This is a genomic window from Gemmatimonadota bacterium (assembly GCA_009692115.1).
Classification (GTDB): Bacteria; Gemmatimonadota; Gemmatimonadetes; order Gemmatimonadales; family GWC2-71-9; genus SHZU01.
Genome location: SHZU01000010.1, coordinates 1 through 15,264, shown reverse-complemented (window position 1 = coordinate 15,264; position 15,264 = coordinate 1). Strand labels below are relative to the sequence as shown.

Sequence of the window (15,264 nt, the reverse complement as noted above, 5' to 3'; positions counted from 1 at the left end):
GCGGGCCTATCTTACGTCGCTACAAGATGTTGACGCGCCTAGTGCGATTCGTGCCACTCGGCCCCCTTTACTCGCGAGTCGGATGAACCTCGACAAGCTCAAAGAGTCAGCGCGCAAGTACGAGCAAAGCGGCCAGTGGCGTCCTGCCATTGACGTGTACAAGAAAGCGCTCCGGGAGTTCGAAGAGTCGGGCGAAGGGGTGCCCGACCCGTCGCCGTACAACCGGATTGGCGATCTCGAAATGCGCGGTGGCGACTCCGGCGCCGCGATCCGCGCCTACGAGCAGGCCTCCGATCTCTACACCGAGCAGGGGTTTTTCAACAACGCGATTGCGCTGTGCAGTAAGATCCTCCGAGCGGACCCCGGCCGGACCAGCACCTACCTCCGCCTCGCCCAGCTCAATGCCCGGAAGAATTTTGTCAGCGACGCCAAGCGCAATCTGGTGGAGTACCTCGAGCGGATGGATGCGCTTCACCACCGCGAGGAGGCCCTGAAGGCGGTCAATTCGTTTGCCGAGCAGTTCGTCGGGAATCCTGATATCGGTCCGATGTTGGTGGAGCTGCTCCGCGCGGCGTCCCGGAACGAAGAGGCCGGGGAGCAGTTTGAACGCCTAGCCGTGGAGCTCGAGTCGCGGGGCAGCGCCGCCGGGTCCCAGGCCAGCCGGGAGCGGACCGAGACGCTCGAGTCCGACGCCAACGGCTCGGCGGCCAATCCGGGTGCCAGCCTGCCGTCGCCGTATCGGCCGGGGGCCGGTGGCGACGGACTGGTCTTTCTCGATCTTGGGGCGAGCTACGATCGGCCCGCAGAGCCGACCGGGCCGGTCGATGGCCTGGAACTCCTGAACGGGGGCTCCGTGACCTCGAGCGCGACCGTGGTGTCGCTCGCCGATCTGCAGGCCGACCTGCACGACAATCTCGAGGGGGTCCGGACCCAGATCGGCCGGGCGATCGAGGCCGACTTTGCGCTGATTGGGGACGTCAATTCGCATCTCCTGCGGATGCAGGGCAAGATGCTCCGCCCGACCCTGCTGTTCCTCGTCAATCGGGCCACCGGCTCGCTCGATGACCGGGTGGTCCGGTTGGCCGCCGTTGTCGAGCTGATTCACCTCGCCACCTTGGTGCACGACGACTCCGTCGATCACTCCGTCCTCCGCCGCGGGATGCCGACGATCAACGCGCTCTTCAGTCACCAGGTGTCGGTGATCATGGGCGATTATCTCTATTCGCGGGCCGTGATCGAGTTGGTCAACCTCGCCGACCTCAAACCGCTCGAAGTGCTCGGCCGGGTCACCAACGAGATGACCATCGGGGAGATGCGGCAGCTGCTGGCCCACGACCCGCTGACCTTCAGCGAAGAGAGCTACGATCTCCTGATTCGGGCTAAAACGGCCTCCCTCCTCTCGGGGGCGTGCGAGTGCGGCGCCCTTCGGGCGTCTCAAGAGGTGCGCGCGGCCATGGCCAGGTTCGGAAATGCGCTCGGGATGGCCTTTCAGATCGTCGATGACCTGCTTGACTTTACCGAAGTCGAAACGGTGACCGGAAAGCCCACTGGCCACGATCTCAGGGAGCACAAGGTGACCTTGCCGCTGATTCACGCGTTGCCCAGGCTGACCGGTCCGCAACGGAGCGATGTCAACGCCCTCATGGCCGCTCCGGATCCCACTGCCGAACAAGTGGCGGGGGTGGTGGAGCACGTTCGGACCGCCGGCGGACTCGAGTATGCCCGGGGCCGGGCCCAGCGCCTGGCGGATGAGGCGGCCCGGGAACTGGAATGGCTGGCGCCGGGCCCCGATCGCGAGCTCCTTCGAGCCGCCGTGACGTTCGTCATGGAACGCCGAAATTAGGCCATGACATCCGGACCCCGTCGGCCCCGCTACTACGTCGCCATCTTGGTGACTGGCTTTCTGTTAGGCGGTTTCCTCCAGGCATTCCTGAGCCGGATTCTACCGGAAAGTCCGGCCCGGGCGTTCTTTACCACAGCCGCCCGGGGTGAGTTCGGACCTGTCACCATGAAGCTCCTCGTGCTAGACTTCACTCTCGGCCCTGTCGGGGTTGAGGTATCGCTGCTTAGTGTGCTTGGTGTGCTGATAGCCTACTTGGTTGCCCGGTCGCTTTTCTAGCAGGAGTCTCCCCATGTTCTCGAATATCGGCTTTACCGAAATCCTCGTTCTCGGCCTGATTGCCTTGTTGGTCTTCGGCGCCAAACGGCTCCCGGAAATCGGGCAGTCGCTTGGCAAGGGAATTCGGGAGTTCAAGCGGAGTCTCTCCGACACGTCGGACGCCGTCACCAGCGGCACCGATGACCGGGCAGCCCCGTCGCGCCAACTCGATGCCCCCGCCCAACCGCCGACATCGAGTGAACCAAAGCGGCTCTCGCAGTAAGTCAGATTCGGGGCCGGCACCGAACGGAAAACGGGGCGACCACTGAGTGGTCGCCCCGTTTGGCGTTTCGGACCGAGCCGGCCGTCCCGCTAACGCGAGGCCGGCAAGGCTGCGGTGGTTTGCGCCGCGGTCTTGTAGATCTCCGACCGGCGGTCGACCACCGTCGCCGACTCCCGAAGCGCGGCAAGATACGCCTGAACCCGGCTTCGCTTGGCTGACTGCAGGGCCTGCTGGCGGATCGACGGGAGGTTCTTCACGAAGTCGGCCGAGTCGGCCGCCGTAATCCCGAGACCCTCAAACACGTAGACCCCCGCGTCGCCGGTCCTGGCATTGAGGGTCACCGGTCCGCCGATCTCCCCCTGCTTCAAAGAGAACGCCGTCCCAATGAGGGTCGGCGCTCCCAAGGGTGACGTCAGTCGCGCGAAGGGCCCTATTTCGCGGTATTCGAAGCCCATCCCCCTGGCGGCGTTGGCCAGGCCGGTGCCAGCGGCGACCTGCTTCGCCAGATTCCCGGCCATCCGTTTGGCCTCCTCGGTCTTCTTGCCGGATCGGACCTTGGCCTCGACCTCCGCTTTGACGGCCGAGAGAGGGGGGACCCCCGCCTTCTGGGTGCTGTCGAGCCGGAAGACGTAGAACGCGTTCGGCGCTTCGATGATCTGACTGTGCTCGCCCGGCTTGGCCTGGAACGCCCACACCCCGGCATCCGGCACCTGCCCACCTTCGGGTACGAAGACCCGGGATCCCTCGGTGACCGGACCGACTCGCCGGACCGTGAGGCCGAGGGCCCGCGCGGTGGTATCGATCGCCGACGGGTCGAGTTTCTCGGCGGCGAGGAGTTCGAGGGAATCCGCGATCTTGTCAAGCTGGTCGCGGTGTGCCCCGGTGACCTCGACGGGGATCACGATGTGGCGGGCCCGCACTGAATCGCCGGTGCGGCTCTCGACCTTGAGGAGGTGATAGCCGAACTGGCTCAGAACCGGGGCCGACACGGTGTTGAGCGGCAAGCTTGCCATGGCAGTGGCCACTGGCGCCGGGAGATCGGAACGCTTCAACTGACCGAGGTCGCCGCCTTTGGCGGCGCTCAGGCTGTCGGATGACTCACGGCGGGCCACCTCGTCGAACGGAGCGCCCTTCGTGATTTCGTCGCGAGCGGCCACCGCCCGGGCCATGGCGGCCGCGGAGTCGGAGGTCACGGTGGTTCGCGGCACGTACAAGTAGCTCAGGAAGGCACTCTTCTCGCGCTTGAATTCATCGCGGTGCTGGCCATAGTAGGCCTCGGCCTCCTGAGCCGTGACCGGTGCGCTCTGATCGGTGACCGTCGTGGCCGGGTCGATCCGGACCATCCCGACCTTGGCCTGCTCTCGCTCGTCGCGGTAGCGCTCCCAGAGCGTGGCGTCGGAGATGAACACGTCCGACACCACGGAACGGAACAGCTTAGCCTGGAGCAGTTGGTCGCGATATTGGGCTTCGAGGCCGGGGACGTACTGCTGGCCTTCCGCAGACGCGAGCCAGCGCCGATACTTCTCCATGTCGAACTGGCCGTCGGTTTGGAAGGTTGGGACCTGTTGAAGGTCCGGCAGCGGGACGTTCCGAATCGCGTCCGCCACTTCGTCCGACGACACCGAGAGGCCCCGTTTCCCGTATTCGGCCCGGAGCAGCACCTCGCGGATTGATTCATCCCAGACCTGATTGCGAATTTCCTGGATCTGGTCGAGCCCGAGCGATGCCCCTTGCTGTTGCTGTTGGGACATCACGTTCTGGACCCGCTGGTCAAAGGCCCGGACATCGATCGAGCGGCCGTTGACTTTCCCGACCGATTGGGACGAAAAGATGCTCCCAGTGCTGGTGCCGAGCCCACTCAGGTCAAACACGAGCCAGGCAAAGAACGAGATGGTCACCACGAAGATGACTGGCTTCGCTGCGTTTCGAAATGCTTGCATCATGGGGCGATACGCTCCGAGAAAAACCACAGCTGGGAAACCGGAAAAGGTAACCTGCGTCGGGGTGTTGCTCAAGCGGTCGGGTTGGGTTGCCGATTGACAGGTCCGGTTCCGAAGTACTAATGTTACCTCAAATGCCGCAACAACTTAGCGCATAAGACACGAAAACCTATGGCGCCATCCCGCGAAATCGAGAAACTCCAACGCCGGTGGCAGGAAAACCGGCTCGGGCTGACCTTCGCGCCCTTGGCCGAAGCATACCGCAAGGATGGGATGGTGCCGGAGGCCCTGGAACTGCTCACGGCCGGTCTCGCCCAGCATCCCAACTACGTGCCGGCCCATATTGTCCGCGGTCGCTGTCTGGTCGATTCCGGGGCCGATGGCGCGGCGGATGCCTCCTATGGCCGGGTCCTCGATCTCGATCCGGAAAACGGAATTGCCCTGAAGGGCTTGGCGGAGATTGCCGAGCGGGCGGGGCGCTACCCGGACGCGGCGCGGCGGTTGGAGCGGTTGCTCGATTTCGATCGCAACAACGAGGAAGCCCGCTCGCAGTGGGACCGGGTTCGGTCGGCGCTGGCCGGCTCGAACCCGCCGCCGGCCGACCTGGCCCCGGTACCGGTCGCTGAACCGGAGGTGGAAAGCCCGCTCCTCGAAGTGGCTGAGGCGGTCCGGGATCCGATCGCCGCAAGCGACGACACCCTCCCCCGGGCCGAGATCGTTGACGATTCTTCAGACCAGATCCAGGTGCTGCGGTACGACCCCATCGAGCTTTCTTCCGCCTCGTCGACCGAGTACCAGCAGGCGGGAGACTCGGAGTCACTTCGGGTTGAGGTCGGTGACCCCGTCGTGGCTGAAGCCGACGTTGGAGTCGACCAGTCGCTTGATGCCGACGATCAAGCCGCGGTGACGGGCGTGGAAGCGGAGCCCGACCTGGTGGTGACCGAAACCATGGCGGAGATTTTCCTCCGGCAGGGGCACCGGGAACTCGCCCTCGCGGTCTACAGCCAGCTGGTCGGCCGAAGCTCCGATGACCAGCGGATCCGGCTGGCGATCGAGCGGCTCGAAGCTGAGCTCAAGCCGGCGGGGGCGTTGTCGCTTCCCGGGTTTGCCGCCGTGCTGATCGGGGGAACCTCGGTGCGGTCCTTCTTCGAGCAGTTGCTGTCGGCCAGCCGACCGAGACCGCCGGAGGCCAAGCTTCCTTCGGGCTTGAGTCTCGGGGCGGTCTTCGGCGAAGACCGGCGGACCCAAAGCGCGCCTGTGTCGGCCGAAGCCGGGCCCAGCTTCGATGAGTTCTACGCTGAAGAGCCGGGCGCGGGCGATGACCTCGAGAGCTTCACCGGTTGGCTGAAAGGGCTCCGCCGGTAATGCGGGTCACCGTCCTCAACGGACCCAATCTGAACCTGTTGGGCGCCCGGGAGCCCGAGGTCTATGGCCGGGCCACCCTCGACCAAGTGGAGTCGCTCGTCCGGGTTGAGGCGGCGCACCTTGGAATGACCATCGAATGGTCGCAGAGCAACCATGAGGGTGCCCTGATCGATCAGATCCAGTCACTGCCGGGCCGGGCCGACGGCTTGATCTTGAATGCCGGGGCTTACACCCACACCAGTCTGGCCATTCGGGACGCGCTGTTGGCGGTCCGGACCCCATTCGTCGAAGTGCATCTCTCGAACCCGTTTGCCCGGGATGAGGTGCGGCGGCATTCGCTGGTCGCCGACTTGGCGCTCGGCGTCATTGCCGGGTTTGGGCCCCAGAGCTATTTGCTCGGCCTCCGGGCTCTGGCGGCCCGGCTGACGGATGGCTAGCGGCACGGAACGGCGGCAGGCGGCGCTCCGGAAGGGACTGGCGGATCTCGGGCTCGAGGCGATGATCGTGACCGGGTCTGCCAACATTAGGTATCTGACGGGATTCTCCGGCACCTCGGCCAAGATGCTGGTGACCGGAGCACGGGTGGTGTTGGTGACCGATTTTCGGTACGCGACCCAAGCCCCGGCAGAAGTCGGGCGGAGCGTCGACCTCCGGGTCGAACGATCCAGCTTGTGGGATGGGATCCGACAGGCCCTGGCCGCCCACCAGATTACCCGGGTGGGGATCGACCGGGCCTGGACTACCCTGGCCGATCTGGATCAACTGAAGCCGGCGGGCCTCGAACTCGTCCCAGTGAGTAACGTGGTCGAGCAGCTTCGGGCCACGAAGGACGAAGCCGAAATTGCCGCGATCGGCGAGGCCGCCCGGTTGGCGACTGAGGCCCTGGCGGCGGTCGAGTCCGGGATCCGGGCGGGCCGCACTGAACTCGAGGTCGCCTCCGACCTGGAGGCGGAACTTCGCCGTCGCGGCAGCGAATGGCACCCGTTTCAGTCGATTGTGGCGTCCGGCCCTCGGAGTGCGCTGCCCCATGCCCGTTCGACCGCCCGGCCGATCCAGTCGGGCGACTTTCTGGTGATGGACTTCGGGGCCCAGGTGGGCGGGTACTGTTCCGACATTACCCGGACGTTCGTGGTCGGGGCCCGGGCCGACGAACGGCAGCGATTGGTGTACGAGGTCGTCCAGAAGGCCCAAATGCGGGCCCGGGAGGGCCTCAGGGCCGGGTTAACCGGGCGGGAGGCCGATTCCCTGGCTCGTGACCTGATTGCCCGGGCGGGGATGGGGGAGGCGTTTGGTCACTCGCTGGGCCATGGATTGGGGCTCGAAGTGCATGAAGCGCCGCGGCTTTCCCAGACGAACGAGGCCCGCTTGCCGGTGGGGGCGGTGGTCACAGTCGAGCCAGGCGTCTATTTTGAAGGTTGGGGGGGCGTCCGGATCGAGGACGACGTGGTTTTGCTCGAGCACCAGGCCGTCTGCCTGTCCGACGGCAAAACCGACTTAATGGAACTGACCTAACATGCGCCGTCGGTAACCGATGAATCCTGAAGAGATCAAGGCACTCGTTGCAGTGTTCGAGAAGGTCCCCGGGATCAAGGGGATCGACATCAAGGACGTCCGGCGGTTGGTCGACCTGCTCCGGGAAACCCCCGAGGTGGGTTCGATCGAGCTGAAAGGCTGGTTCGGTACCGGGGTCGTGCTGACTCGGACCTCCAACGGCTTTTCGGCCCCGGCCGGGATGGCCATGATGCCGATGCATACCATGCCAGCCGCCCCGGCCTCGCCCCCCGGGCCCCCGGCGCCGGCCGAGCCGGTCCGCTCGACGCTCAAAGAGATCAAGTCGCCCATGGTGGGTACCTTTTATGCATCCCCGGAGCCGGGGTCCGAGCCGTACGTCAAGGCCGGGGCCCGGGTCTCGCCCGGGCGGACGGTGTGCATCATCGAGGCGATGAAGATCATGAACGAGATCGAGGCCGAGTTCGGCGGAGTCATTCGCGAGGTGTGCATGGAGGATTCGGCTCCGGTTGAGTTCGGCCAGGTCCTTTACCGGGTGGATCCCAATGGGTGAGCCGGTCGGCGGTGGGGCGGCGGAGGTCTTGATCAATTCGGCGGCGGTGGCCGAGAGCGTCCGGAGCCTGGAGAAATCGCTCAACATTCCCGACCTGATCTCCGAAGGTTCGGTCGGGTACGGGATGCTGTCGTTCGACCAATCCTTGATGCAGTGGTACAAGCGGGGCGTCATCCGTTATGACGGTGCCCTGTTCTACGCGAGTAACCCGAGCGAGTTCGCCTTGCGGGCCGCTGGGGTGACGGCGGCCTCGGACCGGACGTTCGCCGATGTTCCGGGGATCAACTGGGCGCCGTCGGACTTGACCAGAGACGTGTCGCTGACCTGATCGGCATTCTTCGACGTTGAAACCGGGAAGCCCGGGTCAGCCAGATGGCGGACTCGGGGTGTTTCGGCGTCGAACTACCTCCAACGACCGGCATGTTTAATAAGGTTCTGATCGCTAATCGCGGCGAGATCGCCCTTCGGGTGATTCGCGCCTGTCGGGAACTCGGAGTCCACACGGTCGCCGTCTACAGTGAGGCCGACCGGGAGTCGCTCCATGTCCGGTTTGCCGATGACGACGTCTGCATCGGGCCGGCGCCGAGCCGGAGTTCCTATCTCAATATCCCGCGGCTGATCGCGGCGGCCGAAATCACCGGGGCCGACGCCATTCACCCGGGCTACGGTTTCTTGGCCGAAAACGCCGAATTTGCCGAGATCTGCCGGGCCTCCAACATCACCTTCATCGGCCCGACCCCCGATCAGATCCGGCAAATGGGTGACAAGGCCTCCGCCCGCCGACTGGCCAAGGAGGCCGGGGTGCCGACGGTGCCGGGCTCGGCGGGGATCCTGGCGGATGTCGATGAGGCGCTGGTGGTGGCCCAGGAGATCGGGTTCCCGGTCATCATCAAGGCGACGGCCGGTGGGGGCGGGAAGGGCATGCGGATCGCCCATGACGCCGACCAGTTCGGCCAGTTGTTCGGACTGGCACAGAACGAAGCGCTGTCCGCCTTCGGCAACGGCGATGTGTATGTCGAGAAGTACCTCGAGCATCCCCGCCACGTCGAAATCCAGATCATCGGCGACCAGCATGGACGGGTCATGCATTTGGGCGAGCGCGACTGCTCGGTGCAGCGGCGCCACCAGAAACTGATCGAAGAGAGCCCGAGCCCGGCCCTGACGGCCGAACTCCGGGATCAGATGGGGTCCGCGGCGGTGTCGTTGGCGGCGGCCATCGGCTATGTCGGCGCGGGGACGATCGAGTTTCTGCTCGATACCGATGGCTCGTTCTACTTCATGGAAATGAACACCCGGATTCAAGTCGAACATCCGGTTACTGAAATGGTCACCGGGTTTGACTTGGTCAAGGAGCAAGTCCGGGTGGCGGCGGGCGAGCCGCTCAGCTTCCCGGTCAACTTCAACTGTCTCCGGGGTCATGCCATCGAATGCCGGGTGAACGCCGAGGACCCCTATCGGAACTTTCAGCCGTCGCCGGGTTTGATCACCGCGTACCATCCTCCGGGCGGGCCTGGGGTCCGGGTCGACACCCATGTCTACGCCGGGTACCGGGTCCCGCCCCACTACGACTCCTTGCTGGCCAAGGTCATCGTGCATGGCCGGGACCGGCATGAGGCGCTCCGGCGGATGGGGCAAGCCCTCGACAGCTTCATTCTCGAAGGGGTCACGACCACGATTCCGTTCTTGGCCCGGGTGATTCGGCATCCCGATTTCGTGGCCGGCACCATCGACACCCGTTTCCTCGAGCGGGAAAACCAGCTCCTTCGTCCGGAACCATGAGTCTCGATGTCGCCTTCACGCCTGCGAGCCTCGCGAAAGATGAGGTCGCGGGCCGGGGGGTATTCGTGATCGACGTGCTCCGGGCCACCACCACGATGAGCGCGGCGCTCTGGCACGGCGCTAAGAGCATCATCCCGGTCGGTTCGATCGAAGAGGCGATGAAGCTGCTCCAAACGCTCGGATCGGACGATGTCGTCCTGACCGGCGAACGGCATGGCAAACCGGTTCCCGGCTTCGGCCTCGGGAACAGCCCCCTTGAAATGACCGAGTCGCGGGTCAAGGGCAAAACCTTGGTGATGACCACCACCAATGGCACGGGGGCGCTCCTCGCGACCGTGGGTGCGGCCCATGTGTATGTCGTCTCGGCGGTCAATCTCTCGGTGGCGGGCGCCCGGGCCCGGCAGCTGTTGGCCGACGGCCTCGACCTCTTGATCATGTGTGCCGGGCGGGACGGGCGGTTCGGGCTCGACGACGCCTACACGGCCGGCCGGCTGGTGATAGAGACGTTAGGCAGCCGGACTCGGCTCGATGGCTTGAACGATGCCGCGGTGGCCGCGGTCGACTTGGTACGCCGGTACGGCCGCCGCTGGGATCTGCCGCTGGTGGGTTCGGCCGCGGGCCGGGGCCTCGAGGCCATCGGGATGTCGGACGACGTGAGCGAGGCGGCCAAACAGGACCGCTATCCGGTGTTACCGGTGTTTCACGACCGGCGGTTGGTGGGGATGCCCGGATGACGACCGACGACCGCCGCCGGCTTGGCGCCCTGTCGGCCCTGGTGCTCGGCGTCTTTGCCGGGCTCTGCCTGGTGCCCGAGATTCCAACCGGGGCGGTGGGCCGGACGTTAGGCAGCCTGCTCTGGAAGGGGCTGGGCGCCGGGGCGGTGGGCCTGCCGGTGCTGGGGTTGGCGCTGGCCCTGGCCGGCTTCGACCGGTTGCCCCGCCTTGACATGAAACGGACCGCGCTCCTGCTCGGCGGCTTGGCGCTGATCGTCCCGTTCACCATCGGGGTGGTGACCGGCGCCGCGCCGGCCGCCTTCGATCCGCCGCTGCTCGACTGGACCGTGCCGGCCCGGGCCACCGGAATCGTGCCCGGTTTGTTGGCCTACGGCGCGACCGGTCTGATCGGGAAGACCGGGGGTCTGTTGTTGGCGTTCCTGTCGGGGTCGGCCCTGACGATCTTGACGCTGGCCTGGCATCCGCTCCGGCGGCTCGAGAAGGCCGACCGGCCCGGGGTGGTGCCGGTGCCGGCCGAGGCCCCCGCGGAAGCGAAGCGAGTGGCCAAGGCCGTACCGACCCCGCTGGTGGACGACGATCAAGTGGTCGAGGCCCCGCCCGAGCCGGAGCCCAAGCCGGAGAAGAAGAAGCCGGCGGCCAAGGTGGCCAAAGCCCTCAAGGCCGCGGTCGCCGCGGTCCTGCCAACCGGTGACGAGAACGAACTCCCACCGGTCGAGTTGCTGCAGTCTCCTCCGGCCCAGGACACGACCGCCGACGCCGCCGCCCTCGACAAATTGGGCCAACTGTTGATGGACACGCTCCGCACCTTCAAGGTCGACGGCACCATCGCGGGGCGGACCAGCGGGCCGGTGGTGACCCAGTTCGAAGTGGTGCCGGCGCCGGGCGTCAAGGCGGGGCGGATCATCGCGCTCGCCGATGACTTGGCCATTACGATGCGGGCCTCGAGCATCCGGGTCGCGCCGATTCCCGGCAAAGGTGCGGTGGGGGTCGAGGTGCCGAATCCCTCGCCGCGGATGGTTACGCTCCGTGAAATGCTCGAGGCCGAAGAGTGGGATCGGTCCAAGGCCATCCTGCCCGTCGTGTTAGGCCGGGACCTGGAGGGCAAACCGGTCATTGCCGATTTGGCGAAGATGCCCCACCTCCTGATTGCCGGCGCCACCGGCACCGGCAAATCGGTCGGGATCAACAGCATCATCAGCTGTCTCGTCTATCGGTACACCGCCAAGCAGCTCCGCTTCCTGATGGTCGATCCGAAGATGGTCGAGCTCTCGATGTACAATGATTTGCCCCACCTCCGGCACAAGGTCGTCACCAACAACAACGATGCCGCCCGGGTCCTGAAGTGGGCCGTCTACGAGATGAACCGGCGGTACGAGCTGCTGCACGCCAACGGGTCGAGGAACATCGCCGACTTCAACCGCAAGCTCGAGGAGGGTAAGTCCCTTCGGAACCCGCTCCGGCCAACGCCGACGCTCAAGGACATCAGCAACCAAGTGGAGACGACGGCGCCCGACCTGCCGCCATCCGATATCTATGGCGAAGGGATCCTGCCGTACATCGTCATCGTCGTCGACGAGTTGGCGGATTTGATGATGACCGTCGCGGCCGAGGTCGAAACCCCACTCGCGATGTTGGCCCAGAAAGCCCGGGCTATCGGGATTCACCTGATTCTCGCCACCCAGCGGCCGTCGGTGAACGTCCTGACCGGTCTCATCAAGGCGAACTTTCCGAGCCGGATCGGGTTCCGGGTTGCCTCGAAGGTCGATAGCCGGACCATCCTCGATCAGAACGGCGCCGAGGCGCTGTTAGGCAATGGCGACATGCTGTTCCTGCCCCCGGGCAAGAGCGAGCCGATGCGGATTCAAGGCGCCTATATCGGCACCGAAGAGACCGAGGCCGTGATGGAGTGGTTCCGGGTCCGGCGCGAAGCCCGCCGGGCGGCCGAGCAGAAGGAACGGGACGAAGCCGATATTCTCGAGTTCATGCGAGCCCAGGAGTCGGATGAGGCCGGCGGCCCCGAGGGCGCCGCCACCGCCGACCGGGACCAGCTCTTCCGGGAGGCGGCCGAGGCCTGCCTCCAGAACCAAGGCGGCTCGACCTCGCTGTTGCAGCGGAAGCTCCGGATCGGGTACGGCCGGGCCGCCCGGGTCATCGACCAACTGCACGCGGCGGGCATTCTCGGGCCGCCGGATGGCAGCAAACCGCGCGAAGTGCTGATCAGTTTCGATCAATTGGACGAGTACTGCGGGTAGGGACCCCCCGTACTGCGAACTCCCGGAACGCCCGCCAGATCCGATATTGGTTGTAGTTGCCCGCCGTGACGACCGCGACCAGATCCAGTTCCGGAATCACGATCAGGAACTGGCCCCCATATCCAACCCGCCCGCCGGCTTTGGTTCTTGCCCCTGCAGTGGGGCCGTGGCGAGCAGGAGGAAGAGGCGGGCAATCGCCATCGAGAAGCTCCGGGAAGAAGGGGTCGGACCCACTGGAGCGAACCATAGGTGGAGTCTGGGGCGGGCGTCTTGGCCGCCCCGAACCAATTGTCAGCGTGAAACCAAATCGCGCTGATTAGGCCCTGGCCCGGGCTCGAAAGGTTATTTGATCCGGCGGTCCGTTCCTATGTTGGCTCATGCCGATGCCCAACGTGGTCCGACCCGCCGCCGAATGGCGCGACCCTCGTCACCGGCGGGGCCTGGCCGGCGAACTGGCCGCCGCCAAGTACCTCGAGTCGCTCGGCTGGCGGATTGAAGCCCACCGATTCCGGTTCGGGCACCACGACCTCGACCTGATTGCCCGCCGGGGCGCTCTGGTCGCCTTCGTCGAGGTGAAGGCGCGCTCGGGGGTGGCCTTCGGTACCGGGGCCGAATCGATTGGCTGGCGGAAGCGCCAGGTTCTGGGCTTGGTGGCCGGAATCTGGATCGCTCGGCGAGGTCGGCCGAACGATGCGTACCGGTTTGATGTGGTGGAAGTGAGCTGGCCGGTGGGAGGTTTTCCACATGTTCTCCACATCGAAGACGCCTGGAGGGGTGTGGGAAAGTGAAAAAGTGTACCCCTTGCTTCGGATAATGTTCGGCACTAGATTCATTGAAGTAATGTTGTGGATCAAAAACGGCCACGTTGGTACAAGCGTACTTCAAGCCCAAAAGGAACCCTCGTAATGCCACCTGTAGAAGAATCTCGGCACACCGCCGACCGCCGGAAGGCCCTCAACCTCGCCATTGCCCAGATCGAAAAACAGCTCGGCAAGGGTTCCATCATGCGGATGGGAACCGATGCGCCCAAGGAGCGAATCGGGGCCATTTCGACCGGGGCGGTGAACCTCGATGCCGCGGTCGGGATCGGCGGAATCCCGCGGGGCCGGATTACCGAGATCTACGGTCCGGAGTCGTCGGGCAAGACGACGTTGTGTCTCCACTTGGCGGCCAACGTCCAGAAAACCGGGGGAACGGCGGCGTACGTGGACGCCGAGCATGCTTTGGACGTGGACTACGCCCGGCGGCTCGGCGTGGATGTGGACAGCCTGCTGGTGTCGCAGCCCGATACCGGGGAGCAGGGGCTCGAAATCGTCGAGATCCTGGTCCGCTCGGGCGCGGTGGATTTGGTGATCATCGACTCGGTGGCGGCGCTGGTGCCAAAGGCCGAAATCGAAGGCGAAATGGGCGACAGTCACATGGGCTTGCAGGCGCGGCTGATGAGCCAGGCGCTTCGGAAGCTGGCCGGGGCGATTCACCGCTCCAATGCGTCGGTTGTGTTCATCAATCAGCTCCGCGAAAAGATCGGGGTGATGTTCGGGAATCCGGAGACCACGACCGGCGGTAAAGCGCTCAAGTTCTACGCCTCGCTCCGGCTCGATATCCGGCGGGTCGGTCCGGTCAAAGAACGGGAGAACATCATCGGCAACCGGGTCCGGGTTAAAGTGGTCAAGAACAAGGTGGCGCCGCCATTCAAACAGGCGGAGTTCGACATTCTGTTCGACGAAGGCATCAGCCACACCGGGCTGTTGGTCGATCTGGCTTCGGAAGCCAACATCATCCAGAAGTCGGGCGCCTGGTACTCCTACGGCGAGCAACGGATCGGCCAAGGCCGGGAGAACGCCAAGCTGTTCATCCGGGACAATCAGGTCATGCTGGCCGAGGTTGAGCAGAAGGTCAAGGAATGGCTCGGGGTGAAACCGGGGCTCGGCCCCCCTGAGGACGAGAGTGACGCCGAATAGGCCGATCGAGGCGATCGAGCCCGACATCCGGCGCGAGGGAACCGTCCGCATCGTCATCGGTGGGAAAACGGTGTTCCTCGTGCCGGCGGACGCGATTCGTCAGGAGGGGCTGGAGGTCGGGGTCGTCATCGGCCCCGACCAAGCGGGTCGGCTGAGCCGGGCGATTGACCAGGAGGCCGCGTACCGCACGGTGATTCGACTGCTCGGCCGGCGACCGCTTGCGCGCCGCGACTTGGAGCGGCGGCTGGCGCTCAAGGGCCATCCGCCCGACATGGTCCAGTTGGCGCTGGACCGGGCCGCAGCCGGTGGCTATCTGGATGATCGGGCGTTTGCCGTTTTCTACGTCCGCTCGCGTTCGGAGCGGGGGCGGGGCCCGGCCCGGTTGCGGCGGGAGCTGGTGCAAATGGGGGTCGCCAAGGATTTGGTGGAAACGGCGCTCGAAGGGTTGAGCGCGCCGGAGGTGGCCCAGGCGGCCATCGAGGGCCTGATTGCCCGGCGCGCCGGGCAGCTCAAGGGGCTGCCACCGGCTACGGTCCGGCGCCGGCTGCTGGCCTACTTGGCCCGCCGCGGATATACCGGATCCGAGGTCGTGCGGCTGATCCGGGCGGTCGCCTAGGGCGGGCCGCCCGCCTCACGGATCCGGGGGTCACTCCCTATATTCCGCCTCATGCACGCACGCACGATTCGGAGACTTTTTCTCGACTACTTCGCGGCCAAAGGGCATCGCGAAGTCCCCTCGTCGGCGCTGGTTCCGGCCGATGATCCAACCCTGTTGTTCACCAACGCCGGC

At 65.5% G+C, this 15,264-nt stretch carries 16 protein-coding genes; 15 read left to right on the top strand and 1 reads right to left on the bottom strand.

What is annotated here, in order from left to right; translation table 11 throughout:
* Positions 1 to 82: 82 nt before the first annotated feature.
* The 3 genes from EXR94_11835 to EXR94_11825 are packed head-to-tail and all read left to right on the top strand — an operon-like array spanning position 83 to position 2,381.
* On the top strand, positions 83 to 1,843 hold the full coding sequence (locus tag EXR94_11835) for a hypothetical protein (protein ID MSR03408.1): 1,761 nt from the start codon (positions 83 to 85) through the stop codon (positions 1,841 to 1,843).
* A gap of 3 nt (positions 1,844 to 1,846) precedes the next feature.
* Positions 1,847 to 2,119: a DUF4321 domain-containing protein gene (locus tag EXR94_11830; protein MSR03407.1), complete on the top strand. Its 273-nt coding sequence runs from the start codon at positions 1,847 to 1,849 to the stop codon at positions 2,117 to 2,119.
* Between the two features lie 13 nt (positions 2,120 to 2,132).
* Entirely contained in the window at positions 2,133 to 2,381 is a 249-nt protein-coding gene (locus EXR94_11825) for a twin-arginine translocase TatA/TatE family subunit (protein MSR03406.1), read from the top strand.
* Between the two features lie 89 nt (positions 2,382 to 2,470).
* Here EXR94_11825 and EXR94_11820 read toward each other — a convergent pair whose 3' ends face one another.
* Complete coding sequence (locus EXR94_11820) at positions 2,471 to 4,324, bottom strand: hypothetical protein (GenBank protein MSR03405.1); 1,854 nt, start codon at positions 4,322 to 4,324, stop codon at positions 2,471 to 2,473.
* A 168-nt stretch (positions 4,325 to 4,492) separates the two neighbouring features.
* On the opposite strand from EXR94_11820, the gene EXR94_11815 reads away from it, so the two are divergent.
* The 12 genes from EXR94_11815 to EXR94_11760 all read left to right on the top strand — a co-directional run.
* On the top strand, positions 4,493 to 5,686 hold the full coding sequence (locus tag EXR94_11815) for a tetratricopeptide repeat protein (protein ID MSR03404.1): 1,194 nt from the start codon (positions 4,493 to 4,495) through the stop codon (positions 5,684 to 5,686).
* Complete coding sequence (gene aroQ, locus EXR94_11810) at positions 5,686 to 6,123, top strand: type II 3-dehydroquinate dehydratase (protein ID MSR03403.1); 438 nt, start codon at positions 5,686 to 5,688, stop codon at positions 6,121 to 6,123. The genes EXR94_11815 and aroQ overlap by 1 nt, the downstream gene beginning before the upstream one ends.
* Positions 6,116 to 7,198: an aminopeptidase P family protein gene (locus EXR94_11805; protein MSR03402.1), complete on the top strand. Its 1,083-nt coding sequence runs from the start codon at positions 6,116 to 6,118 to the stop codon at positions 7,196 to 7,198. Before aroQ ends, EXR94_11805 begins: the two co-directional genes overlap by 8 nt.
* A gap of 82 nt (positions 7,199 to 7,280) precedes the next feature.
* Positions 7,281 to 7,748, top strand: a complete 468-nt coding sequence (gene accB, locus EXR94_11800) for an acetyl-CoA carboxylase biotin carboxyl carrier protein (protein MSR03401.1) — start codon at positions 7,281 to 7,283, stop codon at positions 7,746 to 7,748.
* The gene (locus tag EXR94_11795) at positions 7,741 to 8,076 is read left to right on the top strand and encodes a hypothetical protein (GenBank protein MSR03400.1); all 336 of its coding nucleotides are present in this window, start codon (positions 7,741 to 7,743) and stop codon (positions 8,074 to 8,076) included. Before accB ends, EXR94_11795 begins: the two co-directional genes overlap by 8 nt.
* A 92-nt stretch (positions 8,077 to 8,168) precedes the next feature.
* The gene (gene accC / locus EXR94_11790; protein MSR03399.1) at positions 8,169 to 9,527 is read left to right on the top strand and encodes an acetyl-CoA carboxylase biotin carboxylase subunit; all 1,359 of its coding nucleotides are present in this window, start codon (positions 8,169 to 8,171) and stop codon (positions 9,525 to 9,527) included.
* Positions 9,524 to 10,261 carry a 2-phosphosulfolactate phosphatase gene (locus EXR94_11785; protein MSR03398.1) on the top strand — a complete coding sequence of 246 codons (738 nt, stop codon included), beginning with the start codon at positions 9,524 to 9,526 and terminating at the stop codon, positions 10,259 to 10,261. Before accC ends, EXR94_11785 begins: the two co-directional genes overlap by 4 nt.
* The gene (locus EXR94_11780; GenBank protein MSR03397.1) at positions 10,258 to 12,513 is read left to right on the top strand and encodes a hypothetical protein; all 2,256 of its coding nucleotides are present in this window, start codon (positions 10,258 to 10,260) and stop codon (positions 12,511 to 12,513) included. Before EXR94_11785 ends, EXR94_11780 begins: the two co-directional genes overlap by 4 nt.
* Before the next feature lie 377 nt (positions 12,514 to 12,890).
* Positions 12,891 to 13,301: a YraN family protein gene (locus EXR94_11775; GenBank protein ID MSR03396.1), complete on the top strand. Its 411-nt coding sequence runs from the start codon at positions 12,891 to 12,893 to the stop codon at positions 13,299 to 13,301.
* A 117-nt stretch (positions 13,302 to 13,418) separates the two neighbouring features.
* Positions 13,419 to 14,474, top strand: coding sequence for a recombinase RecA (recA, locus tag EXR94_11770; GenBank protein ID MSR03395.1), 1,056 nt, complete (start codon positions 13,419 to 13,421; stop codon positions 14,472 to 14,474).
* Positions 14,461 to 15,090, top strand: a complete 630-nt coding sequence (locus tag EXR94_11765) for a regulatory protein RecX (GenBank protein ID MSR03394.1) — start codon at positions 14,461 to 14,463, stop codon at positions 15,088 to 15,090. The genes recA and EXR94_11765 overlap by 14 nt, the downstream gene beginning before the upstream one ends.
* Before the next feature lie 51 nt (positions 15,091 to 15,141).
* The coding region (locus EXR94_11760; GenBank protein MSR03393.1) for a hypothetical protein at positions 15,142 to 15,264 on the top strand (123 nt) is incomplete at its 3' end.

Coding starts and splice junctions, on each gene's coding strand:
- EXR94_11835 (MSR03408.1), top strand. CDS start 83: ATGAACCTCGACAAGCTCAAAGAGTCAGCGCGCAAGTACGAGCAAAGC.
- EXR94_11830 (MSR03407.1), top strand. CDS start 1,847: ATGACATCCGGACCCCGTCGGCCCCGCTACTACGTCGCCATCTTGGTG.
- EXR94_11825 (MSR03406.1), top strand. CDS start 2,133: ATGTTCTCGAATATCGGCTTTACCGAAATCCTCGTTCTCGGCCTGATT.
- EXR94_11820 (MSR03405.1), bottom strand. CDS start 4,324: ATGATGCAAGCATTTCGAAACGCAGCGAAGCCAGTCATCTTCGTGGTG.
- EXR94_11815 (MSR03404.1), top strand. CDS start 4,493: ATGGCGCCATCCCGCGAAATCGAGAAACTCCAACGCCGGTGGCAGGAA.
- aroQ (MSR03403.1), top strand. CDS start 5,686: ATGCGGGTCACCGTCCTCAACGGACCCAATCTGAACCTGTTGGGCGCC.
- EXR94_11805 (MSR03402.1), top strand. CDS start 6,116: ATGGCTAGCGGCACGGAACGGCGGCAGGCGGCGCTCCGGAAGGGACTG.
- EXR94_11795 (MSR03400.1), top strand. CDS start 7,741: ATGGGTGAGCCGGTCGGCGGTGGGGCGGCGGAGGTCTTGATCAATTCG.
- accC (MSR03399.1), top strand. CDS start 8,169: ATGTTTAATAAGGTTCTGATCGCTAATCGCGGCGAGATCGCCCTTCGG.
- EXR94_11785 (MSR03398.1), top strand. CDS start 9,524: ATGAGTCTCGATGTCGCCTTCACGCCTGCGAGCCTCGCGAAAGATGAG.
- EXR94_11780 (MSR03397.1), top strand. CDS start 10,258: ATGACGACCGACGACCGCCGCCGGCTTGGCGCCCTGTCGGCCCTGGTG.
- EXR94_11775 (MSR03396.1), top strand. CDS start 12,891: ATGCCGATGCCCAACGTGGTCCGACCCGCCGCCGAATGGCGCGACCCT.
- recA (MSR03395.1), top strand. CDS start 13,419: ATGCCACCTGTAGAAGAATCTCGGCACACCGCCGACCGCCGGAAGGCC.